12 protein-coding genes are annotated in these 16,005 nt (G+C 64.3%); 6 read left to right on the forward strand and 6 right to left on the reverse strand.

Annotated elements, in window-relative coordinates; translation table 11 throughout:
* Positions 1–15 precede the first annotated feature (15 nt).
* Positions 16–1,320: a diaminopimelate decarboxylase gene (gene lysA / locus HRU71_13200; protein ID QOJ04384.1), complete on the forward strand. Its 1,305-nt coding sequence runs from the start codon at positions 16–18 to the stop codon at positions 1,318–1,320.
* Here the strand turns inward: lysA and HRU71_13205 are convergent.
* The 3 genes from HRU71_13205 to HRU71_13215 all read right to left on the reverse strand — a co-directional run bounded on the left by HRU71_13205 (position 1,317) and on the right by HRU71_13215 (position 5,944).
* Complete coding sequence (locus tag HRU71_13205; protein QOJ04385.1) at positions 1,317–1,946, reverse strand: hypothetical protein; 630 nt, start codon at positions 1,944–1,946, stop codon at positions 1,317–1,319. The two genes, lysA and HRU71_13205, sit on opposite strands and share 4 nt — an antisense overlap.
* Before the next feature lie 237 nt (positions 1,947–2,183).
* Entirely contained in the window at positions 2,184–4,283 is a 2,100-nt protein-coding gene (locus tag HRU71_13210) for a hypothetical protein (GenBank protein QOJ04386.1), read from the reverse strand.
* Positions 4,280–5,944, reverse strand: coding sequence for a hypothetical protein (locus HRU71_13215; GenBank protein QOJ04387.1), 1,665 nt, complete (start codon positions 5,942–5,944; stop codon positions 4,280–4,282). Before HRU71_13215 ends, HRU71_13210 begins: the two co-directional genes overlap by 4 nt.
* Before the next feature lie 281 nt (positions 5,945–6,225).
* Between HRU71_13215 and HRU71_13220 the strand changes: the two genes are divergently transcribed.
* Positions 6,226–7,254, forward strand: coding sequence for a hypothetical protein (locus HRU71_13220; protein ID QOJ04388.1), 1,029 nt, complete (start codon positions 6,226–6,228; stop codon positions 7,252–7,254).
* 101 nt (positions 7,255–7,355) lie between these two features.
* On the forward strand, positions 7,356–7,946 hold the full coding sequence (locus HRU71_13225; GenBank protein ID QOJ04389.1) for a hypothetical protein: 591 nt from the start codon (positions 7,356–7,358) through the stop codon (positions 7,944–7,946).
* Positions 7,947–7,952: 6 nt separating this feature from the next.
* On the opposite strand, the gene HRU71_13230 is transcribed toward HRU71_13225, so the two are convergent.
* Positions 7,953–9,887 carry a DNA topoisomerase VI subunit B gene (locus tag HRU71_13230; protein ID QOJ04390.1) on the reverse strand — a complete coding sequence of 645 codons (1,935 nt, stop codon included), beginning with the start codon at positions 9,885–9,887 and terminating at the stop codon, positions 7,953–7,955.
* 372 nt (positions 9,888–10,259) lie between these two features.
* Between HRU71_13230 and HRU71_13235 the strand changes: the two genes are divergently transcribed.
* The 3 genes from HRU71_13235 to HRU71_13245 are packed head-to-tail and all read left to right on the forward strand — an operon-like array spanning position 10,260 to position 14,110.
* Positions 10,260–11,519: a tetratricopeptide repeat protein gene (locus tag HRU71_13235; protein ID QOJ04391.1), complete on the forward strand. Its 1,260-nt coding sequence runs from the start codon at positions 10,260–10,262 to the stop codon at positions 11,517–11,519.
* Positions 11,520–11,533: 14 nt separating this feature from the next.
* On the forward strand, positions 11,534–13,231 hold the full coding sequence (locus HRU71_13240) for a tetratricopeptide repeat protein (protein ID QOJ04392.1): 1,698 nt from the start codon (positions 11,534–11,536) through the stop codon (positions 13,229–13,231).
* Between the two features lie 48 nt (positions 13,232–13,279).
* A complete protein-coding gene (locus HRU71_13245) occupies positions 13,280–14,110 on the forward strand; it encodes a hypothetical protein (protein QOJ04393.1) in 831 nt (276 codons plus the stop codon).
* Positions 14,111–14,203: 93 nt separating this feature from the next.
* Here the strand turns inward: HRU71_13245 and HRU71_13250 are convergent, their stop codons facing one another.
* Entirely contained in the window at positions 14,204–14,869 is a 666-nt protein-coding gene (locus tag HRU71_13250; GenBank protein QOJ04394.1) for a DNA alkylation repair protein, read from the reverse strand.
* A gap of 125 nt (positions 14,870–14,994) precedes the next feature.
* Entirely contained in the window at positions 14,995–15,933 is a 939-nt protein-coding gene (locus HRU71_13255; GenBank protein QOJ04395.1) for a type II secretion system protein, read from the reverse strand.
* Positions 15,934–16,005 lie beyond the last annotated feature (72 nt).

A 16,005-nucleotide genomic window follows, 5' to 3' on the forward strand; every position in this document is an offset into this window, starting at 1 on the left:
TCTGCGGGATACTCTGTGGATCATTTTCAATATCGGGATGGGGCGTTGTGGTGCGAGCAGACGCCCGTGGTCCGGATCGCCGAGTCCATCGGCACGCCGGCGTTCATTTATTCGGCGGCCACGCTGCGTGACCACTATCGCCGGCTGGCAGAGGGCTTCGCGCCGCTGCGGCCGATCATCTGCTACTCGATCAAGAGCTGTGCGAACCTTCACGTGTGCCGATTGCTGCGCGAGCTGGGCGCGGGGTTCGATGTCGTCTCGGGCGGCGAGTTGGCGCGGGCGCTGGAGGCCGGCGGGGACCCGGCGAAGATCGTATTCGCCGGGGTCGGCAAGACGGATGACGAGATTCGCGCCGGGATCGAATCCGGCATCGGCTGGTTCAACATCGAGAGTGAGGCGGAGCTGGAGAACCTGTCGGCGATCAGCGCGAAGCTGGGCCGCCCGGTTCGCGCGGCGCTGCGTGTGAATCCCGATGTGGACCCGAAGACGCACCGCTACACCAGCACGGGCAAGAAGGAGACGAAGTTCGGCGTTGATCTGGAACGCGCCCGGCGGGTCTTCGAGACCTTCGGTCGCGGTGCACAGGTGCAACTGACCGGCATCCACCTGCATATCGGCTCGCCGGTGAATGATGTTTCGTCGTACGTCTCGGCCGTGACGAAGGCCACCCGGCTGATTGACGAGCTTCGCGCGGCGGGATTCGCGCTCGACATGCTGGACATCGGCGGCGGGTTCGGCGCGCACTACCGCGGAAGCGAAGCGCCCGATGCGCAGGCGTACGCAAAGGCCATCGTGCCGCTGGTCGAGCCGTACGTGGCGCAGGGCGGATTGCAGGTGGTGATCGAGCCGGGTCGATCGATCTCCGGCAACGCGGGGATCCTGCTTTCGCGCGTGCTGTATCGTAAACGGGGCGGCGAGCGGGAATTTCTCATCATCGACGCGGGCATGACGGAATTGATCCGCCCCGCGTTGTATGAGGCGTATCACTTCATGTGGCCGGTCGCGCCGGCGGCAGGCTTCGTGCCCGAACCGCGCGGCGAATCGGCGCGAGCCGATGGGATGGTGCTGTACGATGTCGTCGGGCCGATTTGCGAGAGCGGCGATTTTCTCGCGAAGGAGCGCCGCCTGCCGCCCATGGAACGCGGCGATCTGCTGGCCGTCTTCACGGCCGGCGCGTACGGCATGGTCATGGCAAGCAATTACAACTCGCGCGGGCGCCCGCCGGAGGTGCTGGTGGAAGGCGATTCGTGGCGGGTGATCCGCCGGCGCGAATCGTACGATGATCTGGTCGGGCTGGAGCGATCGACTCCGAACGGCTAATCGCCGTCATCATCGGACTTTTCTTCTTCCTCGGATTCGTCATTCGACGCTTCACCGTCATCTGAACCGTCCTCGGATTCATCCTCGTCCGATGATGCTTTGTCGTCGGAATCGTCGCTTTCCGAGTCGTCTTCGCCGGCGGCCTCCTCGGTGGCAGCCGGTGGCTGGGTCGCGCCGGCCGGCGGCGGGCCGCCCATCGCGCCGGCGAGTGTCTTCATTCCGACACGCTGCCAGAACCCGCCCCCCGCGCCCGGGGGCATTTGCCGCGGTGCGGCGGGGCGAGCGCCGGCCGAGGCGGGTCGTGCGGCGGCTGGCCTGGGCTTCGCCGGCGTTACGTCCGCGTCGGCACCGGATTCGTTCGCGGCTCCCTCGGGCCTGGCTGCGGTCGCGCCGGACTTCTTGCGGAAGGACTCGAACGGTTCGTAGGAGACTTTTCGCGCCGGCGCGGTTTTCACCTGTGCCTGATCGATGACATAGCCTTCGTCGTAGCCGGGTTGACCGGCGGGCATCAGTCCCGCGACGGCCGTCTGGGCCGTGCGCCGGGGTTCGGGTTTGTTCTCACAGCCGGCGAGCGCGACCGCGATCAGCGCGGCGGCGAGGGCGAATGGAGGGCGAGGCGGGCGCATGGCGGCAGTTCCTGTTCGCAACAAGTTCAATCGTATCCCCCGGCTTGCAGTCCTTTAGAGTCTAAGGCGGCAGCGGGCAGGTCGTCAATCATGGAGGGCGCTTATCGGGCGTGGGGAACCAAACGCCAAAACGCTGAATGTTAACAGGAGATTCAGGAGCCGATCGCGCGAGCGATCGAATGGCGGACCAGACAGGATGCCGGTTCGATTGTTCGCGCAATCGGCTCGTTGGTGCGGTTACGGGCGAATGCTTTCGGCACCCTGCAACAGGAGGCCGATCAGTTCTGACGCTCGCGGCTCGGCGATGAATTCGACGTGGCCGTCGATGAAGAGAAAACAGGCGCCGCCTTCTTGAGGTGTTCGCTCCGCGAGGATGATTTCGCGCGGGTCGCTCTTCGATGTCAGCCCCGGGCGATACACCACATAGGCCGAGCGATCGAGGTCGGATGGTTCCTGGGGTTTCTCGCCCGTGTAGGGGTTTTGGAATTGATCGAGTGAGATCACGCCTTCGCGCAACAGCGTACTCAAATCAGGCGGGAATGCGTCCTTGTGACGTTGCGCATACGAATGAATACCCATGCCGATGCCGCGCAGATTAGCCATACTCGCGGCCTTCTGGGCCTCGATTCGTGCTGCGCTGACGGATGACACGAGCGTGGAAATCAACATCGCCGCCGCTTCGCCGCCGTCCACGGGCGCCTCGCCGCCGTCGGCCAGCGTATTGGCGTTGGTATCCTCGGCGTCGCGGTCGCGTCCTGGTCGATCCGTGCCGCCGGGCAGGTCCCATCGGAAGTTAATCCGCGCCAAGTTGTCTTGATTCGTGAGGCTGACGCCGACCGCTCCCCCGGCGAGCAGGCGCGTCAAGGCGGGCGGCACGGCCATGAGCGCCATCGGGGCCTTCTGCCGAAGCACTCCAAGGTCCACCATGAACGCCATCTGGTTGGCCTCGCCGAGCGCCTGGTAGAGCCGCTGGAGGTTTTTTGACACGGGGCGTTCGCCGCCGCGGGCCGCGGCCAATTGCGCGACGGTGCGCGGGCTGTCGCCGATGATCCATCGGTTCGCGGCGGTAGTCATGACGAATGGGGGCGCGGTGCACTGACGCAAGTTGAAGTTGTCGCGCCGGATTGTTTTGAGAGGCAATTCGAAGTGCGCGGTGAGACGGTCGCACGCCGCGTTGAACGTCGCTTCGTCGGCGAGCGGGCAGACGACGGCCCAGCCGATGGGCGGCATCTGCGTGAAATCGACGCGGACGCCGAAAGTGATCTCACCAGCAATGTTCGCCGCGATGTCGTTCTTCCAATCAACTCCGGTCTCGGTCTGAAACGTCGCCAGGTCCTCGCGATATTCCTCGCCGATGGTCGGATCGAAGCGATCGGTGATCGCGTAGATGCCGTCGGCCAGCGCGGAGAAACTCGGAATCGCGATGCGCCCAACGGCGACGAAGTCATCGGGGAACGAGCCGATGGCCGCCGATGGCGTCGCCGGCTGCTGCAACACGCGGGCGATGCCTTCACACCGATCAACGAGTGCGAGCGTCACCTGCGCCGAGAGGGCGCTGCGCGTCCAGTGCAACTCCATCACCGCAGATAGCAGATCGTCGGGGTTGAGGATGGTGTGCAGCACGGCCTCGCCGGTGTTGGGCTTTGGCTTGTCGAATTGCTGCCGGAGCCAATTCGGGTTGAAGATGACCCGCGCGGTGAAATCCTTCTCCAGCCTGGCGATGGTGCGGCGCGAGCCGGGGAGCTGCACCCATTTCTTCGCCGGGAACTCGCCGCGCAGCCAATGCTGCACGCGTTGCGGTCGCGTGCTGCCGAAGGCGATGCGATCGCGCACGGAATACGCAAAGACGGTTTCGTCGCGCCGGGCGTCGGTGATGCGGCGAATCGTGGCCGACGCCTCCAGTTTGATGCGCCCCGGTTCGTTTCCGATGGCTTCGATCGCGGGGATCAGCGATTTCTCCACCCACTCATCGAACGCGCCGGCATCGCCGCCCAGTTCGAATGCGACATCCGTAATCATTTCCTTCTGCTTTTCCGTCTGCGGCGTCAGCGCGAGCGCGACGCGGCCGGGGAACTTGCGAATGGCGGCCTCGATTTTATTGGCCGCTGCGGGTATTTCCGTGATGCCCTTCAGAATGCCCTCGAGCTGCTTCGGCGGAAAGACGCGGTCCAGCCGCTCCAGTTGCACCGCGATGGCAACGTCATCGGCGATGGTTTCCAGCAGCGGGTCGGCCGCGCGGGCCGGCGCGACGGCGTAAAGCATGAGCAACGAGCCGAACGCGCAAGCGATCAAAAGCCCGCTGATACCGCTGCGAGTTTGAAGTCGTCGCGTCGTCATGGGCGTTGCTCCTTCGCGGCGGCTCGCTGTTTGGCCGTGGGGATGGCGTCGAGGCGCTTCTTGAGTTCGGCGAACAAGTCTTCGAGCGGTTTGAGTTCTTTCGCCAACGCGGCGTCGTTGCCCGCAGCGCGTAATCGCTGAATCGACTCGCCCCGCGCGGCTTCGAAGGACACGGCCTGCGATTCCAGCGAGCGAAGCACGCCCTCCGCGGCGTTGCGCTGGCCCTCGTCGAGCGCGTGCGCGGCGGCGAATGCATCGACGTATTTTCGCCAGTCGCTCGCGCGGCGGTTGACGATCACCGGCACCTTGCGCTTGGCACGGATCTGTTCGTCGTTCTTGCTGTTTACCGGCTCGAGACCGGTATAACCCGCGCCGCCTGGCCCGATGGAGTACTCCAGCTCCAGGCCGGTCATCGGGTCGATGGGAACGGCGGGCAGTTGGGCCGGCACGAGGGCCGAGAGCGTCGGCGGGAGCTGCCCATGTTCGAGCTTGTACGCCTGCGCTGCGAGGGCGACCCGGGTGCGCAGCGCATTGCTCTGGTGGCGCAGTGATATTTCATAGACGCGCGTCAGCGATGGCACCATCACCCGCGCGGGCACGCTCCACGGGGGAATCTGCGCGAGCGCCTGCTCTTCGTTGATTGTGGGAATTCCGCCGCCTGCGGTCGCGCGGCTCTGTTCGAGGATGTTGTCGTAGAACCCGCGGACGTGCCGACGGACGGCGCGATCCGGGAAATGGACCTTCTTGAGTGCGAGGGCAAGTCGACCAAATCCCGTCTCCTTGGAGGAATCGGATGTCGGGTCGAAGAGTGCGCCGTCGCTGAAGAGCGCCAGCGGGCCGGCTTGCCGCATCAGATCGTCTACCATTGACTCGCTCACGGCGCGCTCGCGGACCAGAAGGTCTTCCGACGTGGCGAAACGCTCGGCAACGGCCTGCATCTCGGCGTTGAGCCGCGCGAGTTGCTCCGGCGTGAACTTGCCCGTTTCGGCGGCCTTGCGAATGCGGTTGGTGGATAGTTCGCGCACGGCGATTCCGACCATTCCCTCGATCAGCGTAATGCCATCGGCGAACTGGGCGCTCATCCTTTGAACATTGGCGAAGTCATTCACCGCGCCGTCCCCGTCGCCGGTGTTCAGTTTCCGTTCTGCTTCGGCACAGAGCAACTTTGCGATCAGCCGATAGTCGGAGAGTTGGGGCAAAAGCGTTGCATAGAGTGATGCATTGGTTTCTCCAAAGAGCGGCATGGAATAAGCGGGCATCTGGGCGGCCGATCGCGCCAGGTCCAGGGCGGCCTTGTTCTGCTCGAACCACTGTGAAAGGCGATCACCGGTCGGGCCTTGAGGCCACTTGCCCATTTGAGCGTCGTTCCACGCCTTGCCGAACTCCTCGTCCTGCGGCATGGGGACCATCGCATTGATAGCGTCGATATAGACATACGCCGCGTTCTGGTCGCGTGGAACGTCCTTCACGGTGATCCCCCGCGCGCGAAGCTGCTCCGCCGGATACACTTTGTACGTCTGGCCCTTGATGACGATCGTTTCCTGCTCGGCGACCGCCGGCGGGGGCGCTTGTGCGGGCTGAATCGCCAGAGTGGTTCGAGGTCCAATGACACCGGCGAGGATCGCGCACACGCGAGCGCTGTACCACCGAGCAGGTCGCAAGCGGCTTCGGTGAACAAAAAGAATCGGCCCTTGGGGTCGTTTTACGGCACTTCGTTTCTGGGCGAACAAGCTCATGGCAGGAGATCTCCGCTGTGCGGCGACGCCGCCTCCTCCAGGCTATTCTCTCCCCCCCCAATCGGCCCCCCGGTTGGTTGTGAACGTCCAGATATGATGCAACATGTTGAGGACGATATCAATGGCAAGGGGCCTTTTGCGGGTCGGCGGGCCGAGCATTCGTTGACATGCTATACTTGCCGAAACGAGGAGCCGGCTGGGCGGCAATGTCTCAAAAAACCGCGCGGGACGTCGAGACAAAGGCTGACAATTTCATGCACGGGGTTCGATTTAATTGGCTGGGTCGCGCCGCACTGACCCTGTTCATCGCGACCTTGGTCGGTTGCGACACGATGAGCGGCAGTTTGCCCGGCGGGAACGACCCGGCGCAGAACGGCGGCCTCGTCAGCAGCGAAACGCCTCCGCCCGGCTCGACACCCTCCGTCGCGGCCTCGCTGCTTGAGCAGCTTACGCTGGAGCGGATCAATCGCGCGCGGCTCCGACCCGGCCCGGAGGCGGCGCGATACGGCATCGCCATCGACGAGGGAATTCCCGGTCAATTGAGTACGACCCCTAAGCCGGCCGTGGCGCTGAATGCCGCCTTGAGCACGGCCGCGCGTCTGCACGCGCAGGACATGCTGGCGAACGATTACTTCGGGCACAACAATTTGAGCGGAAAGACGCCGTTTGATCGGATCAATGCGGCGGGGTACGCGTTCACGACGGCCGGGGAGAATCTCGCGTGGCGGGGGACGACGGGCAATCTCGACCCGGTAGGCGGCACGGAGCAGCAGCATCAGGATTTGTTTGTTGATACGGGGATCGACGGGCGCGGGCACCGCGTGACGATGCTGAACCGCAATTTCCGCGAGATCGGGCTGGCGATTGTGCGTGGGAACTTCACGCGCGAGGGAATCACGTACGACTCGCTGATGCAGGCGCAGGAATACGCGACGTCGCTCGACGACGCGGTTTTCGTGCTGGGTGTGGTGTATAACGACGCGAATCAAAATGCACAGTACGACCACGGTGAGGGCATCGCCAATTCATCGGTTCGGCTCGGTGACGTGGTGAAGGCGACCAACATCGCGGGCGGCTATTCGTTCGCCGTGACCAGTCCGGGGACGTACACGCTGCGCTTTGCCAGCAATGCCAGCGTGACCGTGCGGATTGACTTCGGCGGCCACAACATCAAGGTCGATCACGTCGGCGCGAATACGATCATCGTGAATCACGGTCTCGGTCCGTTGAATTAGCCCGCTCGCATTCTTCACCTGAAATCCAGGGATCCGATCGCGCGAGCGATCGGGATTCCCGGGCTGCGACAGGCCGTCGCAGGCCGAATAGAATGCTTTGCATGGCCGGACACGGGTCAAGAACGGTACACGTTCACAGCGTCGCCGAGGCGTACTTGTACCTTCAGATCACCCCGTGCGGACGATGCGGGCGCGGGCCGGTTCGCACGCAGGGTGAGCTAACGCGTCGCGGCGAGCGAGCAGGAGCGTACGAGGTAATCGTCCGTTGCGAGGCCTGCCAGGCCTCCGATGTGAAGGCATTTGTAATTTCTCCGCCGCCGACGCGCGAGAGCGGCGAGCGCAACATCATCAACGACACGTCAGAGCGATCGTCGGCGGTTGATCTGCTCGGCTGGCTGACGTTGTTTCGGTCGATTCTTGAGGCGTCGGAGAAGGCGGCCGACAAGGCGACGGCGCGTGCGCTGGCGTGGGAGGCGGCCCAGTGCCTCGACGAGGCACTGAAGTTCTACGACGCGGACAACGAGATGCCGCCGGCGGATGCGTTCTTCAGCGAGGCATCACGGCAGCGGTTCCGCGAGCATCCGCAGCATTTCGCGCGAAGCAAGTGGATGGAGCGGCGGCTCAAGCTTCCCAACGCGACGGTGCGTACCACGAGCGCGCCGCGGCGCAAGTGGTGGCAGTTCTGGAAATGATTTGTTTTACTTGAACAACGGGCCGGGCGCCTGGGCCGCGCGATCCACGACAATCGTATTCTCGCCGTATTCCGACGAGACGGCATCGCTTTCAGTCGCCTTGCCGCCGCGGCCTGACTTCTTGCCGGCCTTTCCAGGGGTTTTCCCGCCGCGCGCGGGGTTCGTTCTTTCGCCGCCGATCAGCTCGACCTCTTCGTCCGCCCGCGCGGTGACTTTCTTCGCGATGGCGAGCAGTTGATCGGTCAGTTCCTGCTTGTTGATCCGCTTGATCGCGGCGACGGAGTTGACCAGTTCGCCGATGTAGCGCTGAAAGATGCTTCGCCGGTCCGACTCGTACTTCTGCTTCTTGCGGCGGTTGAGATAGGCCTGCAACTTTCGCCCGCAGTCCTGCACCGCCAGTTTGATCTCCTTGCGAATCTCGTCGTAATCCGCAACGGCTTCCTTGCCCTCGCTGGTGAACGGCACCCAGACCGACGCCATGTGCACGAAAATCGCCAGCGGCCCCTGCGGCAGCGCGCCCCCCGGTTGCGACAAGCCATAGCGACGCCAGTCTGTTTCCGTCACCGCCTTGGTGATGCAGCACCCGCCCGGCTGAAACAGAAGCGGCACACGGTTGGCGAAGCGCAGCAGTTTCGCCGTCGACGGGGCCTTCGACTCGGTGACGACCTTGCCGCGGCGCACGACGGCTTCGTTCGTCTGTTTCGCCTGCTCCTCTTCGGCCGACGGATCGGGGCCGAGTTCCCCGCCGTAGGCCAGCCCCACTTCGATCTGAAACGGATTGCCGCGATAGACGGCCGGGGGGCGTGTGGTCGCGGTGAAGAACTCGGCCCGGACGCCCTTGAGCAGCCCGGCCAACACCTGTTTCTCGCCGATCGGCGAGAGGCAGTTCGTCGCCGGGGCGCGGATCGGCGTCTCCTGCATGGCTTTGTAGAGGGTCTCCGCTTCGTGCGTGCCGATGCGGTGCGGGTTGGACCGGGCGCTGACGCCCGCCTTCTCACAAATGGTCGACGCCGTGCCGACGCTGACGCGCGAGAACTCGTGCGAAAGGAACTGCGACATCGTCTTGGCACGCGTGTCCTTGAGCATCTTGATCAGCACGCCCAGCTCGATGCCGTAGGGGTGCGGCTTGATCTCCACGGCCGGCGCGGGAGCGACGTCCGTCCCGCGCGGCAGCTCGATCACCGCGCCTTCGGGATCGACGAACTCGAACCGCGCGTGCGGATTGGCAATGGCCGTCAGCTCCAGGTACTCGTCGACCGACGCACGGCCCTTTTGATACGTCGCGACCAGCTCGATCGTCACTTCCGTTCCGTGGTCCCAATCCACGTTGATCGTCTTCTCCTTGACGATCTGCGGGTCGTTCGTCTTGGTGTTGATCTGAAGCTCGTAATAATGCGCGTCGGCCCGCTTGCCCGTGCGCGACGTGATCCGCACGCTCTTGCCGGTCGTCAGCAGGCCGTACATGCCCGCGGCCGAAATGCCGATGCCCTGCTGCCCACGCGACATTTTCAATCGGTGGAACTTCGAGCCGTACAGCAGCTTGCCGAACACGTTCGGGATTTGCTGCTTCACGATGCCGGGCCCGTTGTCGCGCACCGTCACGGCGTAACGCTCGGCGTCGGTCTGTGAAATGCGCACGTGGATGTCGGGAAGAATCCCCGCTTCTTCGCACGCGTCGAGACTGTTGTCCACCGCTTCCTTGACCGTTGTCAGCAGCGCCTTGCGCTTGTTGTCAAAGCCCAGCAGGTGGCGATTCTTCGCGAAGAACTCGGAAACGGAAATTTCCCGCTGCGATTTCGACATCGACTCGGCCGTGGCGAAGCCGGACTTCGCCCCGCGACGCTTGTCCGTGCCCGATTCCTCGCGTGCGCGAACGGCCTTCGACGGCTTGTCGGACTTGGCATGGTGATCTTTTGACTTGGTGCCGGACGTGGCGGGCATGGGGGACTCCGCAGGCGTTGCGGCTGATTCGTCCTGGCCGAACGGCAATTGCAGTTGGTCTTTGGCTTTGGGTCGGGGTCGGTTCAGGGTGGCGGAGCCGGCCATCCGTGGCCTCCGTGGTTACTGGATCAATCGTGTTCGTCAGCGGGCGGGATTGACCCGCAACGCGATCGATAGTGTATCGGCCGTCGTGTGTGGCGGGCAAGCGTGACGGGCGTTTGCAGGCTTGTTCGTGAAAGGAACTTAGGGCTGCTCGAGGGCGGATCGGGGGACCACGCGCCGAAGGTCATGCTGCGTCGGACAGCGGACGATAGGGAGATGATTGCCGGCATGGGCACGGAGGCCGGGTTTTCGGACGAAGGGAGTTCAGCAATGAATCGACGTCATGGCGATGCGAAGAATCGCACGGCGGCGGCGCGATACCAGGCGGGCCTCGCGGCTTACGAGCGCGCCGACTATGCCGCGGCGATTGAGCAATTGGCCCCGCTGGAGACCGAGCGCGGGCTGCCGGCAACGCTGGCGAAATTTTATCTTGCGCAATCGCACATTCACGTCGGCATCACGGCGTTGCGCGCGCAAGACCATACGACCGCCGCGCGTCATTTCCTTGCGGCGCGGCGAATCAACCCGGATGCGAAAGGTTTGCCGGAGTACCTCGCGGCCTGCCACGCGGTCGGCGGCCGGTTCGATCTGGCGGCGGCCGAGATGGAACGCGGCCTCGACGCCGGCTCACGCGAGCGGACGTTGCCGATCCGCCTGGCGCACGCGTTTGTGAAGGACGGGCAGGTGGATCGCGCGGTCGAGACGCTGACCGAGGCGATTCGCACGCAGCCGCATCGCGCGGACCTGCCGTACCAACTGGGTGTCATCCTTGCGGGATTCGATCGACACGCGGAGGCCGAGACGGCGTTGCGCGCGGCGGCGAGGCTCGCCCCGACCGACGCGGCCATTCGATTGCAATGGGGGCTTGTGCTGGCGAGCATCGGCGACGTGGTCGGAAGCCTGCGCGAGTTGTCCGCGGCGCAGAAGCTGCGACCGCGCGATGCCTACGCAGGCTGGCTGCTGACGCTGGCGTCGCAGGCGGCGCGGGTGGCGGTCGAGCCGGCGGCGTTGTCGCGCCAGGAACTGGACGACAACGGACTGGATGCGCTGGGCGAAGTCGCGGCGGCCGATCCGGAATTTGTGGAGGCGTTCCTTCTGCTGCCGGCGTCGGACGTGGATGGTTCGGTGTTCGGCATGCTGGCGGCAACGCTCGAGCGGGCGCTGGCGCGGCATCCGGAGTACGCCGATCTGCACTATCACTGCTCGCGCGTGTACGCGCGGCTGGGGCGCACCGACGATGCGATCACCTCGGCGCAGCGCGCGACGGCGATCAATCCGCGCTACGTTCAAGCGCTGATTCAGTTGGGCCGACTGTACGCGCAGACGCATCGCTCCGTGGCGGCGATCGAGCGGCTTCAGGCGGCCATAGCCAGCGGCGGCGACTACCCCGACGTGCATTACCTGATGGGCGAGTTGTATCGGCAGCGCGGGCAGCGCGTGGAAGCGCGCGAACGTTACGAACGTGCACTGGAATTGAATGCGAACTTCGGCGCAGCGCGCAAGGCGCTGGCGCTGGTGGGCATGGATTGACAGGGGGAAGACCGATGTCTCATATTCTCGAAGCGCTGGGAAGGGGCCTGATCGCTCATCTACACGGTGCGTTCGGTGCGATCCTCGGTGGCGATGAACCCGTGGACTCGATCGGCGCGCTGGAAGCGGCCTGGAGGGCCGATCCGGCCGATCCGCGACTGGGGATTCGCCTTGGCGGGCGATACCTTCGGCGGGACAATCCCACCGCGGCGCGAGCGGTGTTTGAGCAGATCCTCGCGCGCGATCCCGCACACCTCGCCGCGCGACTGGGACTGGCCTGTGCCTTGGACGAGTTGAACCAGATCGAGCAGGCCATGGAGCATCTGCGTGCCGCCCAGCGAACCGAGCCGGTCAACCCGGCCGTGTTGTTCTGCATGGGATACTGTTACGAGCGCTTGGGCAGCCGTGACGAAGCGGCGTCGTATTACCGTGATTCGATTTCGATCTGCCCGACGCTGCGCAATGCGTACGAGCGACTGGCGGCCATTGCGATTTCGCAGGGGCGGATCGGTGACGCGATCGAACAATATTCGAAACTGGCGGAGCTGGACCCCGAGCAGACCGACGTTCACCTGACGCTAGCGAACCTGTTGTTGAAGTCGGGCGACGCAAACGGCGCGATCGCGCGCTACGAGTACGCCTTGGCGCTCGCGCCCGAGAACTGGACCGCCTACAACGACGCGGCGAAGGCCTACGAGGAAGCCGGCCTGTTTCGTGAAGCCATCGAGCATCTGCACAAGACGCTGGAACTGGAACCGGAGCAGGCCGAGACGCGGCTGCGACTGGGTGATCTCTACGCGCGAATCGGAAATGACTCGGCGGCGACGGCGCAGTATGAACAGGCGGCCCAACTCTCGCCGGAGTGCCTGGAGGCCAACGTCAAGCTCGGGACGCAGCATCTCCGCGCCGGGCGTTTCGAGGAAGCGGCCAAGTGGTTCACGCAGGGCATCGAGATCAACGATCGCCTGCTGGGCGCGTACGTCGGAATCGGCATGGCGCAACACGCGCTCGGCCGCACGGAACAAGCCATGAGCTCGCTTGAGATGGCTCGAAACATCGAGCCGAACAGCACGCTGCTCTTTTCCGAAGTGGCGCGCATGCACCTGAAGGCGGCCGTGGGGCGGGAGGCCAATCGCTGCTTCGGCAGCGTCGATGCACGCACCGAGCCGGAGGCGTCCGCCGACGGGGCGAGCGATCTTGTCTCCGAACAGATCGAGCGGCTGCGCGAAGCGATCAAGATCAGCCCGAATCACGCGGACATGCACTATCGGCTGGGCCTGTTGTTCAAGAATCGCGGTCAGCTGGAGGACGCGGTCGAGCAGTTCCGCGAGGCGACGACGATCAACCCGACCTACATGAAGGCGCTGGTCAAACTCGGTCTGACGCTGGCGGACCTGGACCGCACCGACGAAGCGATCGACGTACTCCGCCGCGCGATGGATGTGCACCCCGACTACCTCGACCTGCACTATCAGCTCGGGCTGCTCTTTGCCCAGCGGCATCAGTTCGAAATCGCCGTCGAGCACTTCGAGAAGGCGGTGGCCGCGCGGCCGCAGAACGTGGATTTCCAGGCGAATCTCGCGCTGGCGCTTCAGAACATGGGGCTGATCGATCGTGCGACGGCGAGCTGGCAGATCGTCCACGATCTCGCGCCGGACTCGGAGTATGCGAGCAAGGCGCGCCTGGCGCTGGCCAAGGCCAAGCAGGTGTGAGGCGACACTCGAGATTCGCAGGCGACGTGGATCAACCGCTGGTCGCCGTTGCCCGATCCCGCTAAGCTGGCGGGCATGTTGCCGGCGTTTCTTGCACAATTCGCGGCGGGTTGTTTTCTCATCGTCTCCGTTTCCGCCCTGGGCTTGTCAGGCTGGAAGTATGTCCGACTGATGGCGGCTGTGTGTCTGGCAATGGTCTTTCTGGCCGGTGCGATGCTGCTGCGCGAGGCCGGCTGGCCGCGCGGTGACGCGATGCAAATGACGGCGGTGGGGGGATTGGCGGCCGCGGCCGTTGCCAGCGCTGTATGGCTGTTCCTGAATGCAGCGCAGACGGATCGCATCGGCGTGTCGCAGCGCTGGGCGGCGGCGCTGGGTGGGGCGGGAGCGATGAGCGCGGCCGTGGCGCTGGCGCTGCATCGAGACGTATTGCTTCTTTCGACGCGCGCCGCGCCGAGCTGGGCGCTGGTCGTGTCGACCGTGCTGGGCGCGATGCTGCTGGGCACCGTGACCAGCGCGATGCTGCTGGGCCATCGTTACCTGACGGATACGGACATGCCCATCGCGCCGCTTCGGCTGCTGGCGCGGCTGCACCTGGCGGCGGTGGGGGCGCGGTCGATCTGGGTCGTGGCGATGCTCGTGCCCGTGGTGGCCGGTTCGCAGCGCCCGGCGGGTGACGTGATCTGGTTCTGGCTGATGATCTGCGTGCGCGGCGGGCTGGGCGTCATCGGCGTGGCCGTGTTCGCGTGGATGGCGTGGGACTGCGTGAAGCATCGCGCAACGCAATCGGCGACGGCGCTCTTCTACCTCTCGATGGTGCTGGTCTTTCTCGGCGAGCTCGCGGGGCAATACCTCTCGCGCGTGGCGGCGCTGGCGGTGTAGATTCACCTCTGGCGTCTGCGTCAAACGGGGTAGGTCGAGCCTGACAAGCAGGCGGAAAGCGGGGGCAGGCTCCGTTGACTGAATCAAACCCGTTCATCCTCGCCGTTTCACCATTGCGTTGATCCAGATCGGCGCGTAGGGCGGCGTGCAGCCCTTCGAAACCGGCCAGTCTTTATACAGGCCGATCTTCTCGCCGATGGCGAGGGCGCGCTTGCGGTGTTTGGGATGGTGAATGCCGATCTCCGCCAGCGTGGTGTTCATCGTCCATTGCACCAGGGGGTCGGCCTTCGCCATTTCCGATTCGATGCGATCCAGCAGCGCCGGGAGGTCCAGACCGTCGGGATCCTTCACCACGCGCCCGGCGGTCAGTCCCCAGCCGAATCGCGCGGCCATGGGGTGGTTGGTCGTCATCCATTTCTGGCGGAGCGTCTCCTTTTCGGGGTGGACCTTCACGACGTAGGAGTGCAGCCAGTCCGCCACATGGGCGAAAGCGGCGGATTTCACCAGCTTCTCCAGATCCCGCGCCGAGAGGGATTTCGGTTGAAGAATCAGGACCGCCAGGAGCTGGGCGTCGACGTTGCCGGTCTTCCAAAGCTCCAGCCCCAGCTCGTGGTTGATCTTGATCTTCCTGGCGAGCTTTCGAATATCGCCGTGCAGGACGCCGAACTGATTCTTGCCGGCGCCGTACCTGGTGTTGTGCGCGCGCACTTTTTCATTGCCGAGCGCTTTGAGTTGCTTGATCACTTCCTGGGCAGTCATGCGGGGTTCCTTTCGCATCGGGACACGAGCCGGTTCGATGGACGACGCCCCCCACGGCGGAACGGCTTGGCGTCGTGATGGCGCGAGCCGGCCGGCCTGGGAAACGCTGGGATTCGACGGGGTGGTTACATGTCCGGCGGGCCGGCGAAATTGGGCTGCCAGATCGTGCCGTCCATGCCATAAATAATACGAGTGTCAAAATATCCGTGCTGGGCGTGGCCATCGGCGAAGCCGGCGCTCCAGGTGGAGAACTTGCGATGCCAGCCGAAGCGCGGCGTGCCGGCCTGGCTCTGGGCATGCGTGGGGGCCGCCGAGTGCAGCGAGGCGTACATGCCCTGTTCCATCCAGAAGATGAATCGCGCCGCGCCGCCTCCGACCATGTGCTTGGCGATGCGGGCATTGGCCGCGTCGCGACGATCGGCGTTGTTCAACGGGCCGTTGAAGTTGTTGCCGAAATAACCCTGATAGAAACGCGTATTCAGCGTAAAGCTGCTGCCGTTGGACTGCCACGAACTGACCGATTGCTCCGGGTCCAGATCGACCGGATCACCGGCAATCGAAACCGTCATCGCGGAACGATCCCCCGGGCAGATGAAAGACTTGATGAGATCTCGCCCGCGCACCGAGAGATTCAGCAGATCCGCAGTCGCCGTGCGATCGATGAATTTGTTCAATGGGCGAATCTGCGCCGGATAGGCATTGGAATCGCGATTCTGCCAGTTCCCGTCAGTGGTATCCGGCGCCGGCGCACGAAAGCCGCCAAAGACCCAGGGCGTGACAAAGTTGATGTTGTTGAACTGTTCGTGGACCGGCATCTGATACCACGGTACCAGGCCGTGATTGCCGCTGTCGTCAAAATACATCTGGCTGCCCTTGAGAATCTCACGCAGATTGTTGATGCAGGCAGCCTTGGTGCCCTCGTTTTTGGCCTTGTTCAGCGCGGGGATCAGGATCGAAATCATCAGGGCGATGATTGCGATGGCGACCAGCAATTCGATCAAAGTGAACGCACCTCGCGCGTCAACACCCTCCCGTTGGCGGCCAAGCCGTGTATGGAACTCCATCGTTTCACCCTCCAGGCTGTGTCAAGTATAACCCAGCGCGGGCCGAAACCTCCCGAATTCAGCGGTCTCCGG

Source organism: Planctomycetia bacterium, assembly GCA_015200345.1.
Taxonomy (GTDB): domain Bacteria; phylum Planctomycetota; class Phycisphaerae; order UBA1845; family UTPLA1; genus PLA3.